Annotated in this window: 24 protein-coding genes and 1 pseudogene; 16 read left to right on the forward strand and 9 right to left on the reverse strand. The window is 69.7% G+C overall.

Annotated features, from left to right (window positions below):
* Window positions 1–109 precede the first annotated feature (109 nt).
* Together sfnG and ABD944_RS08025 are read right to left on the reverse strand one after the other, a co-directional pair.
* Window positions 110–1,249, reverse strand: a complete 1,140-nt coding sequence (gene sfnG / locus ABD944_RS08020) for a dimethylsulfone monooxygenase SfnG (RefSeq protein WP_345173926.1) — start codon at window positions 1,247–1,249, stop codon at window positions 110–112.
* A 99-nt stretch (window positions 1,250–1,348) separates the two neighbouring features.
* Complete coding sequence (locus ABD944_RS08025; RefSeq protein WP_345173929.1) at window positions 1,349–2,125, reverse strand: IclR family transcriptional regulator; 777 nt, start codon at window positions 2,123–2,125, stop codon at window positions 1,349–1,351.
* A 152-nt stretch (window positions 2,126–2,277) separates the two neighbouring features.
* On the opposite strand from ABD944_RS08025, the gene ABD944_RS08030 reads away from it, so the two are divergent.
* The 8 genes from ABD944_RS08030 to ABD944_RS08065 all read left to right on the forward strand — a co-directional run bounded on the left by ABD944_RS08030 (window position 2,278) and on the right by ABD944_RS08065 (window position 10,171).
* Window positions 2,278–3,291: an ABC transporter substrate-binding protein gene (locus ABD944_RS08030; RefSeq protein ID WP_345173931.1), complete on the forward strand. Its 1,014-nt coding sequence runs from the start codon at window positions 2,278–2,280 to the stop codon at window positions 3,289–3,291.
* On the forward strand, window positions 3,288–4,292 hold the full coding sequence (locus tag ABD944_RS08035; RefSeq protein WP_345173932.1) for an NrtA/SsuA/CpmA family ABC transporter substrate-binding protein: 1,005 nt from the start codon (window positions 3,288–3,290) through the stop codon (window positions 4,290–4,292). The genes ABD944_RS08030 and ABD944_RS08035 overlap by 4 nt, the downstream gene beginning before the upstream one ends.
* Entirely contained in the window at window positions 4,289–5,146 is an 858-nt protein-coding gene (locus tag ABD944_RS08040) for an ABC transporter permease (protein ID WP_345173934.1), read from the forward strand. Before ABD944_RS08035 ends, ABD944_RS08040 begins: the two co-directional genes overlap by 4 nt.
* Window positions 5,143–5,907, forward strand: a complete 765-nt coding sequence (locus ABD944_RS08045; protein WP_345173936.1) for an ABC transporter ATP-binding protein — start codon at window positions 5,143–5,145, stop codon at window positions 5,905–5,907. Before ABD944_RS08040 ends, ABD944_RS08045 begins: the two co-directional genes overlap by 4 nt.
* Window positions 5,904–6,734: an LLM class flavin-dependent oxidoreductase gene (locus ABD944_RS08050; RefSeq protein ID WP_345173938.1), complete on the forward strand. Its 831-nt coding sequence runs from the start codon at window positions 5,904–5,906 to the stop codon at window positions 6,732–6,734. The genes ABD944_RS08045 and ABD944_RS08050 overlap by 4 nt, the downstream gene beginning before the upstream one ends.
* Window positions 6,724–7,833 (forward strand): LLM class flavin-dependent oxidoreductase, encoded by a 1,110-nt coding sequence (locus tag ABD944_RS08055; RefSeq protein ID WP_345173939.1) that lies wholly within the window; start codon window positions 6,724–6,726, stop codon window positions 7,831–7,833. The genes ABD944_RS08050 and ABD944_RS08055 overlap by 11 nt, the downstream gene beginning before the upstream one ends.
* Window positions 7,830–8,729, forward strand: coding sequence for an ABC transporter substrate-binding protein (locus ABD944_RS08060; RefSeq protein WP_345173941.1), 900 nt, complete (start codon window positions 7,830–7,832; stop codon window positions 8,727–8,729). The genes ABD944_RS08055 and ABD944_RS08060 overlap by 4 nt, the downstream gene beginning before the upstream one ends.
* A 308-nt stretch (window positions 8,730–9,037) precedes the next feature.
* Complete coding sequence (locus ABD944_RS08065; RefSeq protein ID WP_345173943.1) at window positions 9,038–10,171, forward strand: hypothetical protein; 1,134 nt, start codon at window positions 9,038–9,040, stop codon at window positions 10,169–10,171.
* Window positions 10,172–10,355: 184 nt separating this feature from the next.
* On the opposite strand, the gene ABD944_RS08070 is transcribed toward ABD944_RS08065, so the two are convergent.
* The 5 genes and pseudogenes from ABD944_RS08070 to ABD944_RS08090 all read right to left on the reverse strand — a co-directional run bounded on the left by ABD944_RS08070 (window position 10,356) and on the right by ABD944_RS08090 (window position 13,576).
* A complete protein-coding gene (locus ABD944_RS08070) occupies window positions 10,356–11,003 on the reverse strand; it encodes a TetR/AcrR family transcriptional regulator (RefSeq protein WP_345173946.1) in 648 nt (215 codons plus the stop codon).
* A 470-nt stretch (window positions 11,004–11,473) separates the two neighbouring features.
* A complete protein-coding gene (locus tag ABD944_RS08075; RefSeq protein ID WP_345173948.1) occupies window positions 11,474–11,878 on the reverse strand; it encodes a P-loop nucleotide/nucleoside kinase family protein in 405 nt (134 codons plus the stop codon).
* 294 nt (window positions 11,879–12,172) lie between these two features.
* Entirely contained in the window at window positions 12,173–12,439 is a 267-nt protein-coding gene (locus ABD944_RS08080) for a DUF3303 family protein (protein ID WP_345173950.1), read from the reverse strand.
* Window positions 12,440–12,778: 339 nt separating this feature from the next.
* Window positions 12,779–13,153 (reverse strand): annotated as a pseudogene (locus ABD944_RS42400) (hypothetical protein); the annotation flags it as partial.
* 81 nt (window positions 13,154–13,234) lie between these two features.
* A complete protein-coding gene (locus ABD944_RS08090; RefSeq protein ID WP_345173953.1) occupies window positions 13,235–13,576 on the reverse strand; it encodes a hypothetical protein in 342 nt (113 codons plus the stop codon).
* Between the two features lie 358 nt (window positions 13,577–13,934).
* Between ABD944_RS08090 and ABD944_RS08095 the strand changes: the two genes are divergently transcribed.
* A complete protein-coding gene (locus ABD944_RS08095) occupies window positions 13,935–14,120 on the forward strand; it encodes a hypothetical protein (protein ID WP_345173956.1) in 186 nt (61 codons plus the stop codon).
* A 176-nt stretch (window positions 14,121–14,296) separates the two neighbouring features.
* Here ABD944_RS08095 and ABD944_RS08100 read toward each other — a convergent pair whose 3' ends face one another.
* Window positions 14,297–14,704 (reverse strand): RidA family protein, encoded by a 408-nt coding sequence (locus tag ABD944_RS08100; RefSeq protein ID WP_345173958.1) that lies wholly within the window; start codon window positions 14,702–14,704, stop codon window positions 14,297–14,299.
* Between the two features lie 75 nt (window positions 14,705–14,779).
* On the opposite strand from ABD944_RS08100, the gene ABD944_RS08105 reads away from it, so the two are divergent.
* The 3 genes from ABD944_RS08105 to ABD944_RS08115 all read left to right on the forward strand — a co-directional run bounded on the left by ABD944_RS08105 (window position 14,780) and on the right by ABD944_RS08115 (window position 19,151).
* Window positions 14,780–15,145: a winged helix-turn-helix transcriptional regulator gene (locus tag ABD944_RS08105; protein WP_345173960.1), complete on the forward strand. Its 366-nt coding sequence runs from the start codon at window positions 14,780–14,782 to the stop codon at window positions 15,143–15,145.
* A 438-nt stretch (window positions 15,146–15,583) separates the two neighbouring features.
* Window positions 15,584–15,721 carry a hypothetical protein gene (locus ABD944_RS08110; protein ID WP_345173963.1) on the forward strand — a complete coding sequence of 46 codons (138 nt, stop codon included), beginning with the start codon at window positions 15,584–15,586 and terminating at the stop codon, window positions 15,719–15,721.
* Window positions 15,722–16,793: 1,072 nt separating this feature from the next.
* Window positions 16,794–19,151: a LuxR C-terminal-related transcriptional regulator gene (locus ABD944_RS08115; RefSeq protein WP_345173965.1), complete on the forward strand. Its 2,358-nt coding sequence runs from the start codon at window positions 16,794–16,796 to the stop codon at window positions 19,149–19,151.
* Between the two features lie 11 nt (window positions 19,152–19,162).
* On the opposite strand, the gene ABD944_RS08120 is transcribed toward ABD944_RS08115, so the two are convergent.
* Window positions 19,163–19,972 (reverse strand): FAD:protein FMN transferase, encoded by an 810-nt coding sequence (locus ABD944_RS08120; RefSeq protein WP_345173968.1) that lies wholly within the window; start codon window positions 19,970–19,972, stop codon window positions 19,163–19,165.
* 328 nt (window positions 19,973–20,300) lie between these two features.
* Between ABD944_RS08120 and ABD944_RS08125 the strand changes: the two genes are divergently transcribed.
* The 4 genes from ABD944_RS08125 to ABD944_RS08140 all read left to right on the forward strand — a co-directional run bounded on the left by ABD944_RS08125 (window position 20,301) and on the right by ABD944_RS08140 (window position 23,621).
* Complete coding sequence (locus tag ABD944_RS08125) at window positions 20,301–20,504, forward strand: hypothetical protein (protein WP_345173971.1); 204 nt, start codon at window positions 20,301–20,303, stop codon at window positions 20,502–20,504.
* 51 nt (window positions 20,505–20,555) lie between these two features.
* A complete protein-coding gene (locus ABD944_RS08130) occupies window positions 20,556–21,326 on the forward strand; it encodes a hypothetical protein (RefSeq protein WP_345173973.1) in 771 nt (256 codons plus the stop codon).
* Window positions 21,323–21,685, forward strand: a complete 363-nt coding sequence (locus ABD944_RS08135) for a winged helix-turn-helix domain-containing protein (RefSeq protein WP_345173976.1) — start codon at window positions 21,323–21,325, stop codon at window positions 21,683–21,685. The genes ABD944_RS08130 and ABD944_RS08135 overlap by 4 nt, the downstream gene beginning before the upstream one ends.
* Before the next feature lie 424 nt (window positions 21,686–22,109).
* On the forward strand, window positions 22,110–23,621 hold the full coding sequence (locus ABD944_RS08140) for a glycosyltransferase family 39 protein (RefSeq protein ID WP_345173979.1): 1,512 nt from the start codon (window positions 22,110–22,112) through the stop codon (window positions 23,619–23,621).
* Window positions 23,622–24,003 lie beyond the last annotated feature (382 nt).

Genomic DNA, 24,003 nt, shown 5'->3' on the forward strand with positions numbered 1-24,003 from the left:
GTCTCCTCAAGGGGGCTGCGGACGGGTCGTGGACGCGGCGTCGCGACACAACGCGCTGCAGGTCCTCTGCAGGTCGATGTGGCGGCGGCGGACGAGGCGCATGACCGCGTCAGGACCCGGTGCGCGCCGGCTCGCCGCGGTCGGCGTCCGCGGCCTCGAGTTCCCGCACCAGCGGCAGGACGCGCTTGCCGAAGTACTCGACGTCCTCCAGGTAGTGCAGGAAGCCGAGCAGGAAGAGGTCCACACCGAGGCGCTTGTAGGCGACGATGCGCTCGGCGATCTGCTCGGGCGTGCCGATCAGCCCGGTGCGGAAGCCGTCGTTGTACTGCACCAGATCGGCGAACTCTGAGTCCTGCCACATGCCCTTGCCGTCGGACGTCGACCGCCCGGCCTGCCTGACCGCGGTCCCGAAGCCCTCGACGGCGTCCCGGTCGGCCTTGGCGACGATCTCGCGCAGCACCTCGCGCGCCTCGGCCTCGGTGTCCCGAGCGATCAGGAACCCGTTCAGGCCGAACCGCACCCGCCGTCCGTGCAGCGCGGCCTCCGCGCGCACCTCGGTGATCTGCTCGGTCACGCCGTCGAAGTCCCTGCCGTTGCTGAAGTACCAGTCGGAGACCCGACCGGCCATCCGCCGGGCGCTGGTGGAGTTGCCGCCCTGGAAGATCTCCGGGTGCGGGCGGCCGGGGCTCTCGACCGGCTTCGGTCGCAGGTCGAAGTCGTGCAGGCGGTAGAAGTCGCCGCGGAACTCGGCGTGCTCGGACGTCCAGATCTCCCGCAGCACCCGGATGAACTCCTCACTGCGCCGGTAGCGTTCGTCGTGCTCCAGCCACGGTTCGCCGAGCTTGGTGAACTCGTCCTTGAACCAGCCGCTGACGACGTTCACCGCGGCCCGTCCGCCCGAGAGCTGGTCGGCCGTCGCGACGAACTTGGCGAGCACGCCGGGCTGCCACAGCCCCGGGTGGATCGCCGCGATCACCTTCAGCCGCTCGGTGGCGAGCAGCAGCGCGAGGCTGAACGCGGTCGACTCGTGCTGGTAGGCGGCGCCGTAGGACGCGATGTAGCGCACCTGGCTGAGCGCATACTCGAAACCGTTCTCCTCCGCCAGGACGGCGAGCTTCCGGTTGTAGTCGTATCCCCAGTCCGTGCGCTGCTCGATCTTGCTCACGACCAGGCCGCCGCTCACGTTCGGCACCCAGTAGGCGAACTTCACCGGCCCGGCGAGACTGTTGTCGATATTTCCTACTGACATAGTTGAGATTATGGAGTCCCGTCCCACCGCCGGTCAATGCGGCGCTGGTGACAGGCCGAGAGGGACCTGTCACCGGTGGCCGCCCGCCCGCGGAGACCTTCAGTGGCGGCGGCGTTCTGCGGGCTCCAGGAGAAGGACCTCCAGTGCCTGCGCGCAGGATTGGGCGTGCGCCAGGAACCAGGGGATGCGCGTGTCGGTGATGACCTCGGGCGTGGAGCGCAGCGCGAGCGCGTAGCGGACGTACCCGGCGCGGTCGAGCAGCGGCACGGCCAGCGTGCGCACACCCTCCGCCGACTCTCCGTCGTTCATGGCGTGGCCGGCGGCCCGGACCTTCTCGATCTCCGCGCGCAGCAGGCCCACGTCGGCGATCGTCCGGTCGGTCAGAGGCCGGAGCGGACCCAGCTCGGCCAGGTCGTCCTCACCGGGAGGCGCCCAGGCCAGCAGCACCTTGCCCAGGGCCGTGGAGTACAGGGGCCGGCGCAGGCCGATGCCCGTGTCGGTGCGCCGCACGGTCCCGCCGGCCAGCAGCAGGGCTTGGTCGCCGCTGCGGATCGCGAGGTCGGCGGTCGCGCCCGTGAGCCGGGTCAGGTGGTCGAGTTCGGGCGCGGCGCGGTGGAGCCCGTGCTGGTGGTAGGAGAGCAGGCCGAGTTCGGTGACCGAGTGGCCGATGCGGTAGCGGGCGGTCACCGCGTCCTGCGCGAGGAAGCCGGACGAGGTGAGCGTCCGGGCGAGCCGGTGGGCGGTCGAGGTGCTCAGCCCGAGGCGCCGGGCGATGTCGGACGCGGTGAGCGCGGTACCGCCGTCCCGGAAGCACAGCAGGACCTCGAGCGCGCGCAGCACCGTCTGGCTGCCCGGCGCGCGGTTCGTCGTCGGCATCAAAGACCTCCGATCGGGGCCCACGATGCAGTAATCCTGACCGGAGCCGTCGATTGGCGAACACCCTGGCCAGGACGCTGATCGACCAGGAAGTTTCCCATCATGTGAAATCCATGTTGAGTTGGTAGGTTTTACCGAGAATACTCCCGGCCATGGTCACCACGCATCCGGCGAACCTGTGGTTCACCCGCTGTCCCGTCCCCACCGCGACCGGCATCGCCGCCGACCGGGGATGGCTGGCGGACGAGTTCGCCGCCGACGGAATCGCGGTCCGCTCCCTGCAGGACGCGGGCACCGAGGACGTCCGCGGGGAGCACTACCGGCACCGGCTCGCCACACTCGTCCGGGAGGGTGGGAACGTTCCCGCCCTGTGGGCCAGGTCGAACGGCGCGCCCACGCGGCTGATCGGGCTCACCTGGTTCGAGGAGCGGCAGGTCATCGCCGTCCGGCCGGGCTCGGGCATCACCGAGCCCGGGGACCTCAAGGGCCGGCGGCTGGCCGTCCCGCGGCGCGCCATCGAGATCGACTTCTGGCGGGCCATGGCGCTGCGCGGCTTCGACGGGGCGCTGCGCCAGGCCGGGCTGACGCTGGCCGACGCCGAGCAGGTCGAACTCGACGGCGACGCCCTGCCGGGGCAGTGGGAGGCGGAACTGGCCGCCCTGCGGGACGAGCGGGTCGACGCCGTCTACACGAAGGGCTCGGTGGCCGTGGAGACCGCGGCCCGCTACGGCGCCGAGGTCGGCATCGACCTCGACTCGCTCCCGGACCGGCGGGCGCGGGTCAACAACGGCACGCCCCGTCCGATCACCGTCGATCAGCGGCTGCTGGACGACCATCCGGACCTGGTCGTGCGGTTCCTCGCGGTCCTGCTGGGCGCGGCGGACTGGGCCCACGACCACCCGGAGGAGCTGGCCCGGGTCCTGCAGGCCGAGACCGGGTCCGGCCCGGCCGGAGTGGCCGGAGCCTACGGCGCGGGTTACCACCGGAGGCTGCACGCGGAACTCGGCGCCGACCGCCTCGACCTGCTGACCGACCAGGAGGACTTCCTGCGCCGGCACGGCTTCCACGACGCCCGGGTGGACGTGTCCGCCTGGGCCGATCCCACACCACTGGCCGAGGCTCGCGGCCTCGTGCCGCGCCCCGCCTTCTCCCAGGAGTATTCATGACGCGCTTCCTCTCCCGCAGGCCCCTGCTCTCCGCGGGCGCCCTCGCGGTCCTGCTGGCCGTCGCGGGCTGCGGCGGCTCGGGCTCGAAGGCGGCCGCCGACGGGACGGTCGTCCTCCGGATCCCCGATCCCGGCAACTCCGGGGTGCTGGCGCTCGGCAAGAAGGACGGCAGCCTCGCCAAGGCTCTGTCGGCCGTCCACGCGAAGGTCGCCTGGACGGGGAGCACGGGACCGTTCGCCCCGGCCGCGCAGCAGATGAACGCCGGCCAGCTCGACTTCGCGCAGGGCTCGATCACCTCGGCGATCGCCGCACTGGCCCAGAAGCCGGGATTCGCGCTCTTCGCCCAGGTCGCGCCGGACAAGGCGGGCGAGGGCATCCTCGTCCGCAAGGACTCGACGATCACCTCGGTGCAGGGCCTGGTCGGCAGGAAGGTCGCGGTCAACAAGGGCGGCACGGCGGAGTACCTGCTGCTCAAGGCGCTGGAGTCGGCGGGGGTGAAGCCGGACCGGGTCACCCGCGTCTACCTCAACCCGGCGCAGACCGCCCCGGTCTTCAACTCCGGGAAGGTCGACGCGTGGGCCGCGTGGGCCGCGTACACGATCCCGGAGATCGCGTCCACGGGAGCCCGCTTCCTGGTGAAGGGCGGAGAAATCGACTCGCAGAACTACTCGGTCTGGGCGGTCCGCGCCAAGTTCGCCGAGGAGCACCCGCAGGTCGTCAAGGCGTTCTACCGGTACGTGCACGACCAGGGTCTGCGGCAGATCCAGGACCCGGCCCCCTTCGTCAACGTGTTCACGAGGTCCGGGCCGCAGGCGGTGACCGGGACCGCCGAGCAGCTCACCATCGCCAACGTCCGCCAGGGCGCCGCCGCCGCGCCGATCGGCGCGGCGGACCTCGCGAACTTCGCCGCCGTCGCGCGGTTCTTCGCCGACCAGAAGATCACACCGACGGTGGTGGACGTGAAGCCGCACGTCCTGGACCTGGCAGAGGACGGATCATGACCGCCGTCCCTGTCGGCCCGGCGCCCTCGGCCGGCCCGGCGGCGTACCCGGACCTGGTCGTGCCGCGGCCGCGGCTGCCGAAGCCGCGGCGCCGCGAGGTGACGCTCGCGCTGCGGACGCTCGGTCCGCTGGCGCTGCTCGGCGGCTGGTGGGCCGCCTCGGCCGCCGGTGTGCTCAGCCCCGACGTGCTCGCCTCCCCCGCGACGGTCCTCGGGGCCGCCGGGGAGCTGTGGTCGGACGGCCAGCTCACCGACGCGCTGCGCGTGTCGCTGACCCGCGCCGTGCTGGGACTGTCCTGCGGCCTCGCCGCCGGGCTGATGCTCGGGGTCGTCACCGGCTTCTCCCGGCTCGGTGAGGAACTGCTCGACTCGCCGCTGCAGCTGCTGCGCGCCCTGCCTTTCCTGTCGCTCGTCCCGCTGTTCATGGTGTGGTTCGGCATCGGGGAGACCGCCCGGATCGTCCTCATCGCCGTCGCCACCACGTTCCCGATGTACGTCTCGACGGCGGGCGGCGTCCGCAACGTCGACCGGCGGCTGCTGGAGGCGATGCGCTCCTTCGGGCTCCGCGGCTGGCCGCTGGTCCGCGAGGTCGTGCTGCCGGGGGCGCTCCCGTCACTGCTCGCGGGGTTCCGGCTGTCGATGACCCTCAGCGTCATCGCGCTCATCGCCGCCGAGGAGATCAACTCGACGTCCGGGATCGGCTACCTCATGACGCAGGCACAGAGCTTCTCCCGCACCGACATCCTCTCGCTCTGCGTCCTCATCTACGGGATCCTCGGGCTCCTCGCGGACCTCGTCGCCCGCGGCGCCGAACGGGTGCTGATGCCGTGGCGTCCGAGGGAGGCCGCCCGATGAGCGTCGCCGTGCACATCCGCGGCCTGCGCCGCGTGTTCGGGACCCGCGCCGTCCTGGACGGCCTGGACCTCGACATCGAGCGGGGCGAGTTCGTGGCCCTGCTCGGAGCGAGCGGCACGGGCAAGACGACCCTGCTGCGGATTCTCGGGGCGCTCGACCGCCCGGACTCGGGAACCGTCCTCGTGCCCGAGGCCCGGACGATCGTCTTCCAGGAGCCGCGGCTCGTCCCGTCCAAGCGGGCCCTCGGGAACGTGCTCGTCGGACTGCCGCGCGGCGCCGCGTCGCGCGAGCGCGGGCAGCGAGCCCTCGCCGAGGTAGGTCTGACCGAGCACGCGAACGCGTGGCCGCACACGCTGTCGGGCGGCGAGGCGCAGCGCGTGGCCCTCGCGCGGGCCCTCGTCCGCGAACCGGAGCTGCTGCTCCTGGACGAGCCGTTCGCCGCGCTCGACGCGCTGACCCGGCTGCGCATGCAGGACCTCGTCGGCGACCTCGTCAGCACCCACCGGCCCGCCGTCCTGCTCGTCACGCACGACGTGGACGAGGCCGTGCGGCTCGCCGACCGGGTCGCCGTGCTCCGGGACGGCACGCTGATCACCGACGAGACCGTCGGCGCGCGGCACCCCCGCGACCCCGCCGACCCGGCTCTCACCGCCCTGCGCCGCCGCCTGCTGACCGATCTCGGCGTGCGCCTCCCCGAGGAGCCGGGCGGCGCCCCGGAGCCGGACGGCGTCCGGCAGCCGACGGAAGGAGCGATGCGATGACCCGCTTCCACGTGGTCGTCCCCACCCGCGTGCCGGAACGGTCGGCGCTGCCGGGCTTCGTCACCGACGTCCGGCCGCCGGAGCGCGGGCCCGAGCACCGGCTCACCGCCCGCGCGGCCGAACTGGGCGGGCTGGACGGCGCCTTCGTCCCGTTCGACCCGGACGGCCACGACTCACTGATCCTCGCGCCGGCGCTCCTGCGCGACTCACACCATCTGCAGGTCACCGCGGAGTTCCACCCGGGGACCGCGACACCGGTCTACGCGGCGAAGCTTTCGGCGTCGCTGCAGCGCTACGCGGCCGGCCGGCTCGCCTGGCGGCTCGTCGTCGACCTGCCTCCGGCGGTCGCCCGCGCCCACGGCGACTACCTGGAGGGCCCCGCCCGGTACGCGCGCGCGGACGAGTTCCTGACGATCGCCAAGGGCGTCTGGAACCAGCGCGGCTACAGCCGTGAAGGCGAGTACTTCCAGGTGAAGGACGGCGGCTTGCTCCCTTCGCGCGTGCCGAGCCCGTTCCCGCGGGTCTATCTCTCCGGCACGTCACCGGAGGCGCTCGACCTGTCCGCCCGTCACGCCGACGCACACCTGCTGGACCCGGACGGCGACGTCTCGCTGGTACCGGACGGCGTGGACGCCGCCCTCCGCCTGTCGTTCCATCTCGCCTCGGAGGACGACGACCTGAAACTGGCCCGCGCCATCGCGCGCCGGCGAGAGGAGGGCGTCTCGGAGTTCTTCCTCGACCCGGCCGATCCGGTGGCCGACACCTACAGGCTGGCGCAGCGCGTCCTGCCGCTCGTGGAGAAGGAGGGGGCCGGGCATGTCCGTTGACGTCTACTGGCGGATCGCCATGGAGGGGGACGCTCCGGCGCTTCGCCTGGGCGACATCACTCGGGGCGGTTTCGGGCCGTACCTGCCGGGGGCGCTCGGTCCCGGGCTGCGCGGCGGCGAGCCGGACGGCCACGGCCCGCTCGACTACATGGCGGAGGTGGCGCGCGCCACCGAGGGAGCCGGTTTCGTCGGCGGCCTGATGCCCTCGTTCCCGGTGACCGACGACCCGTGGGCGGCCGCCGCTGCGCTGTCCGGTGAGACCTCCGCCTACCGCTTCATGATCGCGTTCCAGCCGGGCTTCCTGCATCCGGTGCAGGCCGCGCGGATGTCGGCGTCCCTTCAGGCCGCGACGGGCGGGCGGGTCGTGTACAACATCATCTCCGGCGGGGGCGGGCCGCAGCAGCTCTGGTGGGGCGACAAGGTCCACCACGACGACCGGTACGCCCGCACGTCCGAGTTCCTGGACGTCCTCAAAGGCGTGTGGAACGGCCCCTACGACCATGAGGGCCGGTTCTACCGCGTCGCGGGCGCGGCGCTGCCGCCCGATCTGCGCGAGCAGCCGTTCCCGGAGGTCTACTTCTCCGGCTCCTCCCCCGCGGCGATCGCCGCGGCCGGACGCCACGCCGACTACTACCTCTCATGGCTGGAGCCGTTCGACGCCCTGGCGGAGAAGTTCGCGCTCGTCCGCGAGCACAGCGACACGCCGCCGAAGTTCGCGGTGCGCGTGGACGTCCTCGCCCGGGAGACCGAGGAAGAGGCCTGGGAGGAGATCCGCGAGGGCTGGGCACGGGCCGGTGACGCCGAGCGCACTCCGGACACGAGCGAGTCCGTCGGCTGGCAGCGCGGGCGTTCCTTCACCGCCGGCGCCGTCGACTACCGGGACCTGGAGGTCCAACCGGGTGTCTGGGGCGGCTTCAACCGGCTCCGGCCAGGCCCCCTCTTCGGCCTGGTCGGCGACTACCACCAGGTCGCCGAACGGCTCGACGAGCTCATCGGCCTCGGTGTGGACGCCTTCATCCTCGCGGGCGTGCCGCACCTGGAAGAGGCCCGGCGCATCGGCCGCCACGTCCTCCCACTGCTGAAAGGAAACAAGTCATGAGCCTGCGTGTGGGCTACTTCCCGCAGAACAACTCGCTCTGGGTACTGCGGCACCGGGGCATCCTCGAGCGCGCCGTCCCTGACGTGGAGTGGGTCGACCTGCGCTCGCTGCCCGCCGGCGAACGGCCCGACCCCACCCGCGGCCTGCCGTCCGCGCACGGCGACCACCTGTTCGACGGCGGCTACGACTTCATCGGCACCGGCTCCACGCCGCCGGTCACCGCGCAGGCCAAGGGGCACGACGTGGTGTACGTCGCGGTGTCCGGTCCGCGGATCGAGAACGGGCGGCTCGTCGTCCGGGAGGACTCCCCCGTCACCTCGCCCGCCGACCTCAAGGGGCGCAGAATCGCCCTCGGCCACGGCTCCTGGCAGACGACCCTCGTCCTTCTCGCGCTGGAGAAGGCCGGGCTCAACTGGAGCGACATCGAACCGGTCGACGCCTACGGCAACGCCGCTGAGCTGTTCCTGAAGGGCGACGTGGACGCCTGGGTCGGCTCCTACCCGTACCTGACCGGCGTGGAGCGGCGCGTCCCGGTACGCACGGTCATCGAGACCGACGGTCTGTTCAGCCACCGTTCGCTCTGGTTCACCAGCCGGGCGTTCGCCACCAAGCGCCGCGACGAGCTCGCCGCCATCGTCTCCGCGCTGCAGGAGTCGGACGCGTGGGTGCGGCAGAACCCGCGCGAGGCGGCCGAACTCTTCGCCTCCGACGACGGAGGGAGCCTCGACGCGTGGGAGCACGCGCTGCGCACCCGCCCATGGGGCCTGCTGCCGGTGGACGACGGTTTCGTCACCGAGCAGCAGCACGCCGCCGACCTGTTCCACGCCAACGGCCTGATCGAGCGTCCGGTCAGAGTGGCCGACGCCGTCCTCCCAGAGGTCAACGAGCTGGTGTGAACACGATCGACTACCCGTAGGTCACCCTGCGCATCAAGATGCCGCAGGCGACGACGAGGCGCGCGCTGGTGACAGTGGCCGTGCACCCGCGATAGCTCACCGCTTCCGGTCGGAGGATGCAGGAACCTCACCCACCCTCTTGGCTCCGACCGAGCCGCGTCCTTCTCTCCCCGTTCCGCGTCCTGGGGCGCGAAGCGGCATGGGCAGTGCGGAGGCCGGTTTCGGTCGGAGTGGTTGGCCGACCACGGCAACCGAGGTGATCGCCGGGGCGTCCCCACTGCACAGCGCAGAAGCGGGGAGGAGTTCATATGCGGTTCGTGAAGCGTTTCGCGATTCCCATGGCGGCGGTGGCGGGAGTGGTGCTCGCCGGAGCGCCGCCCGTCTTAGGAGCGGAGGCGGACTGGCGGAAGGTGCCGCACTCAAGCGCGGAGGGAACTCTCAAGGACGTCGCCGTGCTCGGCGGAAGCGACGCGTGGGCGGTCGGGGAGAAGCACCCTCCGTACGAGTCCGCCGATCCGGTCGCCGAGCACTGGGACGGCACGTCCTGGAAGGAGGTGACGGTTCCCGACACGCCGACGGGCACGGGCAGCCTCGACGGTGTCAGCGCCGTGGCGTCCGACGACGTCTGGGCCGTCGGCGACAGCACCGGTCTCGGACCGGTGATCCGGCACTGGGACGGTGCCGCGTGGACAGCGGTCCAGCCCGCCGCGCCACCCAACGGAGCGCATGTCGGGGCCGACCGGCTCAACGACATAGCGGCGGTCTCCAAGACGCTGGCATGGACGGTCGGATCCTTCTCCGACCGGAACACCCCCGGCCCGGTCACCCTGGTCGAACGCTGGGATGGGACGAAGTGGTGGCGGATGACCTCCCCGAACCCGGGTCGTCTCAGCAACACTCTTCAAAGCGTTGCCTCCCTCTCGGCGACGAACGCGTGGACCGTCGGGTGGTACCTCAGCGACGCCGGCAACAACGTCGCCCTCGTCCTGCATTGGGACGGCCGCGCCTGGACCAGAAGCCCAGTGACCCTCCCGTCGGGCAACACTGAACTCCAAAGCGTCACCGCCGTCTCAGCCAACAATGTGTGGGCGGTCGGCAACCATGAGGGCAGACCGCTGGTGATGCACTGGAACGGCACTCGCTGGCGCGTCCTGCCGGAGCCCGCGCTGACCGAGTCGTGGCTGAGCGCCGCGGCTCCGGACGGCAGGGGCGGGGTCTGGGTCGGCGGCTACCACATGACGGACGGCGGGGTGACGAGCAGACCGCTGTTCCTGCACTGGAACGGCACCGCCTGGACCACCGGAACCAGCGAGGAGGCCGAGGGGACCGTCGAGGGACTCACCCGCGTAGGCACCTCGATCTGGGCCGTCGGAACGACCTCGCCCTGCACCTGCTTCGTCGCACCCCCACTGGTCGAGGTCAACGGCCCCGTCCCGCAGTGACGCCGCACCCCGCGGATGCCGCCAGCACGGGGCCGCGGTTGTCGATGCCCTTGCCGAGGGCGGGCTGCCGCGTGCTGGAGTGGTCCTCGGGGTCAGCGCAGCACGGCAAGTTCGGTGACCATAATCAGGATGCGCTGCGAACCGTCCCGGCCCAGTAAGCCGGTGAGTGCGCCAACCCGGTCGGCTATTCCGAAGGAGGGGCAGACAGCCTGGTCGGTGAGCCCGGGGCATCGGGCGCCGAGTACCACGGGGCGAGCAGCCTATCCATAAGGACGTGAAGGTGCGCGCGGAATGACTCGACGACCTCTGGCTGAGCCGCGTCCCTCATTCCCTGATTGGGGCTGAGAATTCCCGAGCCCAGGAAGCCGTGCACGCACCAGACCATGGTGCCGAGAAGGTAGTAGGTGTTGACGTCCGGGGGGACCGCGTCTTTTATCCTGCGGGCGGCGAGTTGGAGCAGCGGCCGAGCGTACTGATCCTCCATGGTGGAGAAGTCGGCGGCGTCGGCCACCCAACGATGTGCCCACAGTGCACGGTTCTGCGGGTTCGCCACGTGAAAATCGAGATAGGCGTCGACGATCTCGTGCACCGCCGACCGCGCGGAGTCCGCCCGGGACACGGCAGCTTCCAGCATTTCCCGTTCCGCCTCGAATGCCTGCCGCATGACCTCCTGGTAGAGAGCGCGCTTGTCTCCAGCCACCTCGGCGACAACCGCGGAACCGACGCCGAGGACGTCACTGATCAGCTGCAAGGAGGTCCCGTCATAGCCGAGTTGCCCGAACAGGCGGGCGGCGACCTCAAGGACGTGTGAGCGCGCGATCTCATCCGACACAGTTTCACGCTACGCATCGTTCGGTGAGGCAAAGCCTGCGCCAGGGCAAGAGCCCGGCACCAGAGGGCAAAGACGACGTTGAGGCTCCCGTAGCAGGTCAGCTGCCTCAGCAAGCCTCGCGGCAAAGCGAGCAGGGGGCCATGGGGGCTACAGCCCCGTCCCGCAGGTCGACCCTCGCCAGAAGCCGCGCCTCATCGAGATCATCGGCAATCTCCGCGACCGGATCGCCGAGGCCCCGCATCCCAGCCCCGCCCCTTGCGGGCCCGCTCTAATCCAGGGTCTGTCCGGCGAATCTTTCCGGGCTCGGCGCTCCTGGCACGGCTGCGTTACTGGCCGACTTCAGGTCGGGCTCACGCGAGGGTTGGCCATCTGTCGGCGGCCCACTCCAGCCATCCCGGCCATCCAGGAGGTGGACCTCCTAGCTCTTGTCCATCGAGTTCCGTGGCGTCGGGCTCCTCGAACAGCGTTCCTCAGTGCAAGAGGTCTGTCTCGCTCATCACGAACGTCTGATCAGGGGTGGTGGCCTGGCGATGGGCGATCCGAGCACGTTGGGTCTCATGATCCACCGGCACGTACACGAGTTGACAGGACGCGCTCACAGACATCACCAACCAGCGGATCGCGCACCTCTCGACACGAGACCAGCATCCGAAATCCAGGACCACGCTCGTTCCCAGCTTCAGCGCCTCCAGACCGAGCCAGAGCAGCCGTCCTTCCAACACGTCGCGCTTTCCGGCCGGCTGCGGATCGCCGAACAGCGGGCGCATCCACTCATCAGGCGTCAGCCGCAGCGCGTTGTGCTCCTCGGCCAACTGTCGAGCTCTCGTGGTCTTTCCGGCCCCGGGCAAGCCGACTGTCAGGAACAACGTCGTCACGCCCAGATCTTGTCACGCAGGCCAAGTGATCAAGGATTGAGCAAAGGTCGATCGAAGCCACGGTGACGGTGCGGTGGCAGACTTAGCCGGGACGGTTGGCCCACTGGTCCTTTGTGCGGCTCCGCAGCTGCCTCTCCTAGATTCAGGCCGCCTTCCCTTAGTCCGGAAAGGACGCCGGGCACCGACTGCCGCGGAGTGGGCCGAGATGGGGACCAGGTCCCCTCATCCTCGGCTGAGCAAGCCTGGGTCGGCCCCGAACCGGCAGGTGGTAGGAGGCGGCGGCGCTGTTCCGCGCTACTGCAACGCGGCAAGGCCTTTCTGCAGGTCCTCGCGGGTCATGACCGGGTTGATCTCGATCTTCGCGCCCAGTTCCTGGAAGAGCGGCTCGGCGATGGTGGGTATCGCAGCGGGGTCCTGGAGATCGAAGACGAGGATGCAGCACCGCCCGCCGTCGCCGGGGCCGAAGTACGCCGCCTCGGGATCGAGCCGGTCCATCAGTGACTTCACGATCTCCGGCAGCCTGCCGGTCTTGATCGCGCCGTTCGAGACCTGAGTGTCCATGACCGCTCTCAGCATGACTCTCATCGCGTTCTCCCCGGGCGTCCGGGCCGGCGCGGCCCCCTCCGCACCTGCGTAAACCCGGTGCCGTCCCACCCACTCTCCTACCGGCGCGTAGCGGAAACACCCCCGAACACGTCCCCTGCGGACATCGTTATGGGAGATCGTTCGACTGCGGGAGGTCGGCCGTCGCTGAGGTGGCTGATGGTCGTTTCAAGTTGGTCCGCCGTCAAGTCCACCACCCCATCGCGGCGTCGTGCACCGGGACGTGCGCCAGCAGCCGCTCCCAGGTCTCGCCGCGCTCCAGCGACGGAATAGCTGACTGAGCGTCCGCCACGGCCCATAGCGTTCAGGCACGTCCCGCCAGTCTGCGCCAGTGCGGTGCCAGTGACGTAACTCGCCGATCCTGCGATCGGTTACTGGTGAGAGGTCACCACATGGCCCGCACGCCTGCGACCAGCATGGTAAGTGCCGACTCGAACAGCGCGTCGGGAGATTCGTTCGCCGACTCGGCCGCCAGGCGTCGCAGGTGCTGGAACGCCGCGGCGTGCGCCTCGGTGGGTACGCCAGACCAGGCGCCCGGTCCAGGCCGGGTGGCGGACGATCATGCCTGACGTCCCATAGTTCGGCGACCCCGGCCACCTGAAGCACGGTGATGGACCGGGCGCGGTAGGCGTCCTGCGGCGAGAGGCCCAGGTCGAGGAAGAAGCCCACCATGCTGTCGTCGGTCTGCAGCCGGCGAGGCGAACGGGGTGAGGTCCTCGGCGCGCGCGAGCGCCAGCATGGGCCGCTAAGGCGTCACCAACTGGTCGCCCACGCGTTCGTGACCCGGAAGGTCAACGAGCCGCAGGGCGGGGTCATGACCACGATTCCCGGTTGGTTGGGCGACGCGTAGGTCGGCTGACTGGAGACGACGAAGCTTCCGGGCGGATTGGGGAAGGGAAGCGCGCAGAGCCCCTGCACGCGATACCAACTGCCCCCGGAAGGGTTGCCCTGGCAGCTTCCGATGCCGCGGCCATCGGCCGTTAACGCGGCCCAGCAGCTGGGCGACGGTGTCGCTTGAGCAGGCGCCGCGGTCAGGGCAGTCACGGTGGCACCAATGCCCACCAGCGCCACCGCCGTGAGAATCCGTCGCTTCATGCGCTCACTTCCTTGCTGGAGATTGAAGGGATGTCGCAGCACTAATGCGCGTTGCAGAGCCGGTAACACAGTCGTCTGGTATCCAGACTAAGCCGATCCTGGCTGGCCACAGGGATCGGTCTATATCTCTTAATGGTGATGCGACGAATCTCCACGTCACCCCGGGTGTGGCTCGGAAGGCCGGACGGATTGTTCGGGCAGATGCCCCAGCCGATCTCGCCGTTGCCCAAGTAGTAGACGGCCTTGCAGGCCCGGCAGAAGTGCCAGCCGATCTACACGTTGCCGGCTCGGTGGACTTGCGCAATGTATAGGCGCTGCCGCCGTTCTGATAATGGCTGTGTGGTCCCACAGATGGGTGATGAGTCTCGCGGGTAGGACCGTCCTGCGCGACCAGCACGTCTTTTACTTCCCCAACACCGCGCACCTCACCGACTACCTGCTGACCGGGCCCAAATACCAGCCCGCCGCAGAGCGGCGCGGCGAACCCGTTGCGCTGCAGGGCAGCTGGAACAGGCTGGCCGACGACGGGACCGTCCAGCCCTGAATCCCTCGCTGTGGGCTCCGCTCAACGGACAGCTCACCGACCGCTCCGGCGTGAACTGGGCGCTCGGCATCGCCGTGCGGTATTCCGCTGCCTGACTGACATGCCGAACGCGGCGAGCGAGGTGGGCCCTCGCCGCCGCTTCCATGCACCTCGCGGACCGTGCCACGCCGCGGCGCTCAGTCCAGAACCGCAGTGGCCTCCACCTCGACGAGCACACCCGGCTCGAACAACACCTCAACGCCGATGAGCGACGCCGGCGGCATGGGCGAGCCGATGCCGATCTCGTCGGCCACAGATTCGACGCCGGCCATGAACTCCGCGATCTTTTCCGAGCTCCAACGGGCCACGTAGAACGTCAACCGCACCACGTCGTCGAAGGTCGCACCGGCACCGGCGAGTCCAGTCGCCGTGTTCCGCAGGGCTTGCGCGACTTGCCCGGCCAGGTCGGACGGGATCGGCGAACCGTCGGGTTGGTGGGCGACTTGACCTGCGACGTAGACGTGCCGGGTTCCGGTGGCCACGGCCACGTGGTGATACGGGGCGGGCTGAAGCATCCCCAGGGGAGTGAAGCGCTGAACGGTCATGACGAATGTTCCTTCCTTAGGTATCGTCAAGATACTTAGGTGCGAGAAGACACTTCAACGAGACCAGGTTTCACGATGGATACCCCTGCAGAGCTGCGGATCAGCACCGCGCACCGAGAGCTCCTCGACCAGGTGCTCGACAAGTGGTCGCTCAGCATCCTGAACGAGCTGTGCGAACGCCCCTGCCGCTTCAACGAGCTCCGGCGCGCCATCCCGGAGGTCACGCAGAAGTCGCTCACCGGAACGCTCCGCCGGCTCGAGCGCAATGGCGTCGTCGAACGCGAGGTGACCTCGACCCGCCCGGTCGCCGTGACCTATAGCATCACGCCGCTAGGCAAGACCCTCCGCGGCCCGGTCGACGTGCTTCTGGCGTGGGCGGACCGGCACCTGCCGGCCATCGAGGCCGCACGGGACGCATTCGACCAGGCGGACCACACCTGACCGCCGCGCCGGGCAGGCACTGAAGGCGGGCACTGAGAGACCGACATCGGCGCTCAAGCCATCCGCCTGCTGGGATCTCGGGTCCCCGTCGCCGGGCGGCCCCCAGGCTGACTTCAGGAGTTCATGCGCACCCACACCCGCAGGCGCTACACCTACGGCCCGACGGCACCCGCGTCCCTTTCGAGGAATGGGTCCCGCCCGGTAACACCAAGCCGTCGCCCTGTGCACCAGGCCCCCGGCAGGAGCGAATCAGCGGGTCAAGCGGCTGACTACGTCCACACGGTGCCCACCAGTCGACACCTGCCATGGAGCCACCCCCGCCCAGCCTTCAACAGCGAGGCGCTGACCGCCGCTATCACCGTCCTGTCCCGTGCTGTCCGGGCCGGTCTTCGCGGTCGTCGGTCAGCGGCTGGCCAAGCGCATGCCGGTGGGGTTCTCGTGGCACTGGGGACCTTGCTGTTCTTTGCCGGTGCGGTGTTGCTGGCCGTCAGCGCCTCGCCCGACGGGCGCTACGTCACGCAGGTCCTGCCCGGCTGGGTCGTCATCGGCGTCGGTAGCGGCTTGGCCTTTGCCTAGCGTGATCACCGCCGTCACCTTTGACCTGCAGCCGCCCTCAGCGCCGTCACGGCGCGCGGCCTCACACCCAGAGCCGGGAAGCGTCGATGCGGGCCGCTGGCGGCGAGCGGGCCGCAGCCCGTGGACGCCACCCTGGCGACCGCTCTCACCATGATCGGTCCCGCGAGTGCCGCAGCCGTGATCCACACGAGCGCCCGCACGCCGGACGCCCCGCAGCGTCCACCACGGCGCCCTCACAGCGGGCCGACGGTTCGTTCATCGCCGTCTTCTCCTGCTACTGGCGTCCCGAAGTCAATCCGCTCAGGAAGCTGATCTCCGAATCGAAGGACTTCGGTGGCGGAACGTTCGAGATGCCCCTTGCCGCCCGTCTGAGCGACTCCGCCATTCGGCGTACGACCCGTGAAGTCCGGATGGAGGCCCTGGTGGGCGACTCGGCGCAGGCGAGGTGCCCTGCTCTGGCGCAGGGAGCCGGTTGCACGATGTCCGACGCCTACACCCTGGCGGTCACCGCCACCGAGGCGGATGGCGACGACGACGAGATGGCGTCGCGCTGGACCGGTGGTGATGGCCGGAACGGCCCGTCACCGACCGTTGCCAGCGGCGATCCGCCGACATGGCGGCCACCCGCGACATGTCGAGGGCAATCCGCTGGAGACCAACGCTCGTGGTCTAGGCCGGTTGATTTCCGTACCGCGGAGCGGAGGCCGTCCGCGCCGCCCGCCAGGTCGGGCTTCCGCGTTTCTCTCGAAGCGGGCTTGGCAGTGCCGTGGGGGTCGGCCGAGGTCACCTCGGAGCCGGTGACGATCTCAACTCGGCGGACTGTCGGTTTCGGCGCCGCACAGGCCTCGCTGCCTGCGCCAGGAACAGCGCGTCGGGCTCCAGGGGTGACCGCGCTCCGGTCGCTGCCTCCGCGCACAGGTCGGGCCAGTCGTCACCGACCGGTGGCCGATGGCCGGCAAACGCCACCAGACCGCAACTTAACCCTTTCATGGGTTTGCATGGGGATTTACGCCAATAGTGTGGGTGGCCATCGGTCAGAGCAACCTGGGCGGCGACGCCGGGTGGGATGGTGATGGCTTCAGCGGGACCGAACGAGGCGACCAGATGGCAGCTGTCCAAGCCCCCCGCGGAGGCGACGAGCTTCGTTGGGCGAAGCCGAGAGTCGGCCGAGGTCAAGCGTCTGCTGTCCGCGTCCCGATTGGTGACGTTGACGGGGGCTGGTGGAGTCGGCAAGACCAGGTTGGCCGGTCGGATGGCCACGAGCTTGGAGCGGGAGTTCCCCGACGGGGTGTGGATGGTCGAACTCGCCAACCTCGATGAGCCCGAACTCCTGACCACCACGGTCATGGAGGTGCTCAAGATCAGGGATTGGTCCGGCCGGCCGCCCTTGGAAGCGCTGATCGAGAATCTGCGTGACAAGCGCATGCTGGTGGTGCTGGACAATTGCGAGCACCTTCACCACGCGTGTGCGTTTCTGGCCGAGAATTTGCTGCGCTCGGCCTCAGGGTTGCGAATTCTCGCCACCAGCCAGCAGGTTCTGGGGATCGCCGGGGAACAGACCCTGCCCGTCCCGCCACTGCCACTGGACCAGCGGACTTCACATCGGAATGCCGCCACGCCGCGCGCCACGGAGGCGGCCGAGTTGTTCGCCGACCGCGCACGGGCAGTGCTGCCCGAGTTCACGCTCACCGAGGCCAACCAGGAGGCGGTGGAGTTGATCTGCCGGCGCCTGGACGGGTTGCCGCTGGCCATTGAGATGGCGGCGGCACGCCTGCGCGGGCTCTCGGTGGAGCAGGTGCTGGAACGACTCGACGACCGCTTCCGGCTGCTCACCCGAGGATCGCGGGCGGAACTGCCGCGGCACCAGACGCTGCAGGCGCTGATGGATTGGAGTCACCAACTCTGCGACCAGCAAGAACGCAGCGTGTGGGCGGGAATGTCGGTCTTCAGCGGGGGTTGCGATCTGGAGGCCGTCGAGGAGGTGTGCTCGGGCGAAGGCGTCGAGCGAGCGGACGTCGTCGACGTGGTCGCCGCGCTGGTCGAGAAGTCGATTGTGAGCCGTGAGGAGCAGGCGGGCAGGGTCCGGTATCGGCTGCTGGAGACGCTCCGGCAGTACGGCCGAGAACGGCTGGCCGAATCCGGGCGAGATGCCGAGCTGAGACGCCGCCATCGCGACTACTACCGGAAGCTGGCGGCCAAGGCGGATGCCAGCCTGTTCGGCCCTGACCAGATCGCATGGCTGAGCAAACTCCAAGTGGAGCACAGCAACCTGCGCGCCGCCCTGGAGCACTACCTGTCCGACCGCTCCGGCGTCCGCGCGGCACTCGGCATGGTCGCCGACCTGCTCTACCACTGGATCACAAGCTACTACCTGACCGAAGGACGGCACTGGATCGACCGGGCCCTGGATCGCGCCCCCGCTGCCGACGAGCCTCGCGCCCGGGCCTTGTGGTGCGCCAGCTGGCTGGCGATCATCCAGAGCGACCTCGAGACCGCGGCCGCGATGCTGGAGGAGAGCAAGGCGATCGGAGAGCGACTCGATCTCGAGCACGTGCTCGGCTATGTGGCCGTGTTCTCCGGAATGGTCGCCATGGGTCGTCAGGACGTGAAGACAGCGATCGTCCTGTACCAGGAGGGCATCGACCGGCACACCCTTACGGGCGACCCGGTCGGCCACGTGCTCGCCCTGGTTCGCCTCTCACTCGCCTATTCCTATTTGGGCCAGACGGCGGCCGCCGTCTCGCTTGGTGAAGAGGGGCTCGCCATTTGTGACGCCCACGGGGAGACCTGGCATCGGTCGTACACGATGATGGCCCTGGGAGTCGAGAGATGGCTGGAAGGCGACACGGCCCGCGCAACCGCGCTGGAGCAGGACAGCCTGCGCGCCAACCGCTCCCTGGAGGACCCTTTCGGTATGGGCCTCAACTTGGAGGTCTTGGCCTGGGTGGACGCCACCGAGGGGCGGCATGCGCGAGCGGCGAGCTTCTTGGGAATCGCCCAAGCCCTGTGGAACGCCCTCGGCGCTCCCCTCTCCGGGTACGGGCACCTGGTGCGATACCACGACGCCTGCGAGGAAGAAGTCCGGCGCGCACTCGGCCCTTCGAGATTCCTCAAGGAATTGCACCGGGGGCTGGAGATGCCCTTCGAGGAAGGGGTCGCCTATGCCCTGGGCGAGTCCTCGGCCGCTGGCACCGAGAGCACTGATCCCAGCACGTCCTCGCCGCTGACCCCACGGGAGGCGCAGATCGCCGGCCTGGTGGCGGAGGGAGCGAGCAACAAGGAGATCGCCGCCTGGTTGGTGATCTCGACGCGCACCGTCGAAGGGCACATAGAGCACATCATGAACAAACTCGGCTTCAACTCCCGCGTGCAGATCGCGTCCTGGGTCTGGAGGCAAGGGCGGGGAGACGAGGCGAGCCCTGGCGGCTGAGTACGCCTGGGTCAGCATCCGACGTTGGTCACCGTGCCGTTCGTGTGCACTATGCGGGCACGCAACTCCCGGGCCTCCAACCAGGTGATGGCAGCGTCTCCCAAGGAGAGGGCGGCGATGCTGGCGGTCTTGGCGGCGACGCAGCGAAGACCGAAGACCGACACCGCATGCCAGGACTGATCACTGGCCGGCAGCGACCGCGCCGGTGCCTGTCCGGGCTCGCGAGCCTGCGCCGCCAGGACGGAGGTGGCCAGTCCGCCAGGCGTCCGCAGCACGAGGCTCATGCCACGGAAAGCTCCGTCGTCCTGCTCACGGCGACCGTTGGTCACCTGCACCGGCCAGCCCGAGACGGGCACCGGTCCCGCGGTCGCGAAGCTGCCCGGAAGGCAGACGCAGACTCCGCATCCAGCCAGTCCGGCCGCGGATTCGGCTGCCCTGTCGGCGGCGAACGCCTGCGCGATCCCCCACAGGTCGAGAGTCGTCCCCGGGGGCGTCATCACCGTGCCGGGCGGTTCGTCGATCACGACACTCCGGTTTCCGGCGGGAGAATCGCCTACGACGGGATCGACGAGCCCTTCCGTCAGGTCGAACGCGTGGAGCGCCGTCCAGAGCACGGCCAGGAAAGTGGCGCTGACCCGCACTGGAGCGCCACTGGCGGCGTTGACGCGCGCAAGATCCGACCCCTCCTGGACGAACGCGGCATCGAAGTCGGCGACCACCGAGTCGACAGCGCGCCGGGCCGCATCGAGGCACTCGGGCTTCTCGACCATCACGGTGGCCAAGGAACCCCACAGGGGGAAGTCGTCCCTTCCGAAACTCATCGAACCGCTCCAAAGATCTAGAACAAGACGCCTGGTTCCGCCATAGGAACCGGCTCCTCTCCAGCATGCTCAGCGGACCCGAGAAACCGGGAGGGGGAAAACCCCTATATCGCTCCGAGAGCTACCCACCTGTCTATGGACAGGTTTTGCGCAGGTCTGAGCAAATACAGCTCCGATGCTCCCGATCGCATCAGGGGAAAGACCTGCGGGACGCTGGTCAAGACGCCTGGCGGAGGGCGATGCAGAGCGCCTGGTGCCGGTCACCGGCAACAGGCCCCCAGGCCGGACGTCCGGCTCCCGTTCGCGGGCCTGTAACACCCGCGCGGACATGGTCGAGCCGGCGGTTCCGTCCCGCGCCCCCGGCTACCTCGACCTGTTCGTCATCGGGTTCGACAACCGCGCCTGGAGCGAGTTCCCGAACGACCGGCGTTGGCTGGGGCTGACCTGCGCGGTTCCGTGGGCGGCGGCGCGAGCGACCTACCGCCCTGTCCGTCCTCCTGCTCTGGGAGTGTCGCTGGCACTCTTGACGTGAAAGTACTCGCTGTTGCAAAGTACTTCGCAAGCGCAAGACGACGGAGGCATCGTGGATTCACAGTCCCCCGACCAGATGCTCGACGAGGTGGCCAGGCTGCGGCGGCTCACCCGTGCCCGTGCGCGCGGGGCGGCGGTCCCGCTGATGATCTTCGGCCTGCTGACGCTGGCCTCGATCCCCCTGTACTCCCACCCCTTCCACGCGATGCAGACGCTGCCGGACGGCGGCAGCGTGAGCAGACCCGGTTCGACCAGCGGCTACGCGGGCCTGGACGGGTTCGACCGATCGGGGGCCCTCTCGATCGCGTTCTGGCTGGTCACAGGACCGCTGAGCTACCTGGCATGCGCCTGGTGGTACCGGCGACGGGCCGCCCGCGTCGGCCTCACCGTGCGGTGGCAGCCCTGGGCGTACGTGGGCACGGCGCTGTTCGCCGTGTTCTTGCTCGCCGTATTCGCACAGAACCACGGCGCCCAGAAGGCGCCTCCGCCCCTGGGAGAAAGTTTCGTGGCGAGTGCCGTGGTCAGTCCTTTGCTAGCGATCGCGCTCGGGTTGCTGGTCCTGGCCAAGGTGGAGCGGAGCCTGGGGGTCGCGGTCTGCGCTCTCGTGTACGGGGGGCTGTGCGTCATCATGAACGGCTACGGCCTCGGCCAAATCCCTGCTTGGCTCGTGCCCCCCTCCGGCGGCATGATCGATGGAATGCTCAACCCGGCACAGAACCTGATCCTGCTGGCCGCCGTCCTGCTGGTCGGCGCGCTGGTCGTCCAGTTGCGGGCGTGGGCGCGACTGCGTTCGGTCACCGCAGCGGCCCCAGTCCAGGCATGAGGGAGACCAGCGGGCAGCCAGGGGCACCGCACCCCACGCAAGGCCTCAACGACACCGTCCACCATCGCACCCGTCTCGGCATCATGACGGTGCTGCGCGAGATCGACCGTGCCGAATTCGGGTATCTGCGCGACACCCTGAACCTCACCGACGGCAATCTGTCCCGACACCTACGGACGCTGGACGAGGCCGGCTATGTGGAGATCCACAAGGGCTACCACGGACGCCGTCCCCGGACCTGGCTCAGTCTGACCCCGAAGGGGTCACGTGCGCTGGCAGAGGAGTTGGCCGCCCTGCGCGATCTGGTCGCCCGGCTCGACCGCGTCACGGACTCCACGGAGACAGCCGAAGGCAAATGATGTGGTCGGCCCCTCGGAACCCACGGCCGGTACGGCCTTGAACGACGGCGAGATCGGCCTAGGCGTCGCACGACGCGATGCCTGGGCCGATCAGTTGAAGCAGTCCTGGGCCTTGAGGCGATCTTCGCAGGCGGCGCAGGCTGCGACGATCCCGACGAGCCTGCGCTTTGCACCGGCCCCTCGTCGTCGAGAAGGTCGACCACCAGGGAACCCGCCTCCGAGGGCCTGCTAGATGGTTGTCGCCTCTGGTCAATTCATCAGGTTTCAGCCCGCGGTTCTTCGTGGGCACGGAATCCCGGCACCCCGCGAGTGGGCGCGCCCTGAACGGCGCCCTGGGACCCTTGGCGGCGACCTTCGGTTAGGGGTCGTGACAAATGGTGAAGACCTTCCTGACGTCCTCGACTCGGTCGACGGGGGGTGAGACATGGCGCCGACCGGCACTCAGAGCACGACCACCGCGCTGTCCGACACTGCGGGGCATCGTGCCGCGACGTGGCCGTACCTGGTGATTCCAGGGGTGGTCACGCTCGGCATGTGCATGTGGCGGATCAGCGTGCCCTCGTACTGGCGGGACGAGTCGGTCAGCGTGACCGTCGGGCGCGGCGGGCTCGGCGCGCTGACGAGCTTCATCTCCCGCATCGACGCGGTCCACGGCCTGTACTACCTGCTGATGCACCTGGTGACCAGGCTGGGAACGAGCGAAGTGATCACCCGCACGCCCTCGGCGGTGGCCTCCGGCGTGGCGGCCATGGGGATCGCCGCCATCGGCGGGCGGCTGTACTCGGCCAAGGCGGGCCTCTACGGCGGGCTGCTGTACGGCCTGCTGCCGATCACCAGCCGGTACGGTCAGGAGGCTCGCCAGTACGCGATGGTCAGCGCGGGCGCCGTCCTGGCCACGTACTTCCTGGTCCGGGCGTTGCAGGATTCGCGTCCCCAGATCAGATGGTACGCCGCGTACGCGGCGACAATGGGCCTGGTGGGCTGGCTTCACCTTTACGCGCTGTTCCTCCTACCCGCCCACGCCGCGACCGTCGGCATGTGGAGGCATCCCCAGTGGCGGCGCCGCCACCGCGCGAGCTGGGGGCTGGCCGCCCTGGCTGCGGTACTCCTGGTGTCACCGCTCGCAGTGGTCGCGCGCGGCCAAGAGGCCGCCCAGGTGTCCTGGTTGGAGCGCCCCGGAACCAGGGCGCTTTACAGCCTCGGCCTGTGGGTCACCGGCGGCGGACGCGTCCTCCTGCTCGTGCTGGTGGCGGCCGTCGTGGTGGGGACGGCGCGACTGCTCGTTCGCGATCATCGCAACGCCGCCGCGCTGACCGTCCCGTGGATGTGCTTACCGTTCGTCCTGGCGTGGGGCGTGTCCCAGGTCCATCCCGTCTATCACCCCCGATACATCCTCTACTCCGTCTGCGCTCTCGCGCTGCTGGGCGGGGTAGCGCTGGACACCGTGGTCGGGCGGCTGCCTGTTGGCCGATCCTGGTTCCCCGTAGCGGCCGCGGTCACCGTGCTGGCGGTCCTGGCGCTGGTGACGCTCCCCGCCCAACTCGCTGAGCGTGAACCGCGGAGCCGTCCGGACGACCTGCGCTCTCTGGCCGCCGCCCTTCGGCGGCACTCGCACCCGGGGGACGCGGTCCTGTACCTGCCCGCGGATCGGCAGGCCTTCGCGACCGCCTACGCCGACGCCTTCGCCCGGTTGAACACGACGGCCCTGCAACACCACGAGACGAACCTGCAGCCCGGCTCTTTCCGGTCGGCCCTGGCAGCCGAGTCCCGGATCTGGCTCGTCCAGATACTCCCCCACGATCACCGGTACCGCAGCGCAGCGTCTCCGCGCGATCTCGCGATCCTCAAGAACGACAAAGGCCTCCGAGCGACCATCTCAAGGCGGTTCGGGAGCATCCGGCTCACCCTGTACATCCGCCGCACAGCCGGAAGCTGACGTCCGCGCCCGGTGAGCTGAGCTCGTTGCGCTTGCCGTGGCCCACGCCACCCTGCCCCCCGGTCAGCGTGCCACCGAGACCACTCCCCCGGCACCACCCAGAGTCCGGCGCCTCCGCCGTATCGGCGGACGGCGCCGGTGCGCCTTGTCCGGACGATCTGCCAAGCCAGCGCGCGACGCCCCAAAAGCATCCTCGAATCCAGCCAGGCCACCGTCTCCATCAACACGGTCACCGGCCCGAGACGGTGCCCGAGGAACCAGGCGTGGACCGGCGCTTCCCACCGACCCGCCTCACCGGCCGCGACATCCACGGTGAGGGCCGTCAACGCCGTAGCGCATCCGAACGCGAGTAAGGCGAGCACGGGCGCCGGCGGGCGCCGTG

The sequence above is a fragment of the Actinomadura verrucosospora genome, from assembly GCF_039540335.1.
GTDB lineage: Bacteria > Actinomycetota > Actinomycetes > Streptosporangiales > Streptosporangiaceae > Spirillospora > Spirillospora verrucosospora.

Excerpts from the sequence above, each read along its gene's own strand:
- sfnG (WP_345173926.1), bottom strand. The coding sequence starts at position 1,249 with ATGTCAGTAGGAAATATCGACAACAGTCTCGCCGGGCCGGTGAAGTTC.
- ABD944_RS08025 (WP_345173929.1), bottom strand. The coding sequence starts at position 2,125 with ATGCCGACGACGAACCGCGCGCCGGGCAGCCAGACGGTGCTGCGCGCG.
- ABD944_RS08030 (WP_345173931.1), top strand. The coding sequence starts at position 2,278 with ATGGTCACCACGCATCCGGCGAACCTGTGGTTCACCCGCTGTCCCGTC.
- ABD944_RS08035 (WP_345173932.1), top strand. The coding sequence starts at position 3,288 with ATGACGCGCTTCCTCTCCCGCAGGCCCCTGCTCTCCGCGGGCGCCCTC.
- ABD944_RS08040 (WP_345173934.1), top strand. The coding sequence starts at position 4,289 with ATGACCGCCGTCCCTGTCGGCCCGGCGCCCTCGGCCGGCCCGGCGGCG.
- ABD944_RS08045 (WP_345173936.1), top strand. The coding sequence starts at position 5,143 with ATGAGCGTCGCCGTGCACATCCGCGGCCTGCGCCGCGTGTTCGGGACC.
- ABD944_RS08050 (WP_345173938.1), top strand. The coding sequence starts at position 5,904 with ATGACCCGCTTCCACGTGGTCGTCCCCACCCGCGTGCCGGAACGGTCG.
- ABD944_RS08055 (WP_345173939.1), top strand. The coding sequence starts at position 6,724 with ATGTCCGTTGACGTCTACTGGCGGATCGCCATGGAGGGGGACGCTCCG.
- ABD944_RS08060 (WP_345173941.1), top strand. The coding sequence starts at position 7,830 with ATGAGCCTGCGTGTGGGCTACTTCCCGCAGAACAACTCGCTCTGGGTA.
- ABD944_RS08065 (WP_345173943.1), top strand. The coding sequence starts at position 9,038 with ATGCGGTTCGTGAAGCGTTTCGCGATTCCCATGGCGGCGGTGGCGGGA.
- ABD944_RS08080 (WP_345173950.1), bottom strand. The coding sequence starts at position 12,439 with ATGGACACTCAGGTCTCGAACGGCGCGATCAAGACCGGCAGGCTGCCG.
- ABD944_RS08090 (WP_345173953.1), bottom strand. The coding sequence starts at position 13,576 with ATGAAGCGACGGATTCTCACGGCGGTGGCGCTGGTGGGCATTGGTGCC.
- ABD944_RS08095 (WP_345173956.1), top strand. The coding sequence starts at position 13,935 with ATGAGTCTCGCGGGTAGGACCGTCCTGCGCGACCAGCACGTCTTTTAC.
- ABD944_RS08100 (WP_345173958.1), bottom strand. The coding sequence starts at position 14,704 with ATGACCGTTCAGCGCTTCACTCCCCTGGGGATGCTTCAGCCCGCCCCG.
- ABD944_RS08105 (WP_345173960.1), top strand. The coding sequence starts at position 14,780 with ATGGATACCCCTGCAGAGCTGCGGATCAGCACCGCGCACCGAGAGCTC.
- ABD944_RS08115 (WP_345173965.1), top strand. The coding sequence starts at position 16,794 with ATGGCTTCAGCGGGACCGAACGAGGCGACCAGATGGCAGCTGTCCAAG.
- ABD944_RS08120 (WP_345173968.1), bottom strand. The coding sequence starts at position 19,972 with ATGAGTTTCGGAAGGGACGACTTCCCCCTGTGGGGTTCCTTGGCCACC.
- ABD944_RS08125 (WP_345173971.1), top strand. The coding sequence starts at position 20,301 with ATGGTCGAGCCGGCGGTTCCGTCCCGCGCCCCCGGCTACCTCGACCTG.
- ABD944_RS08135 (WP_345173976.1), top strand. The coding sequence starts at position 21,323 with ATGAGGGAGACCAGCGGGCAGCCAGGGGCACCGCACCCCACGCAAGGC.
- ABD944_RS08140 (WP_345173979.1), top strand. The coding sequence starts at position 22,110 with ATGGCGCCGACCGGCACTCAGAGCACGACCACCGCGCTGTCCGACACT.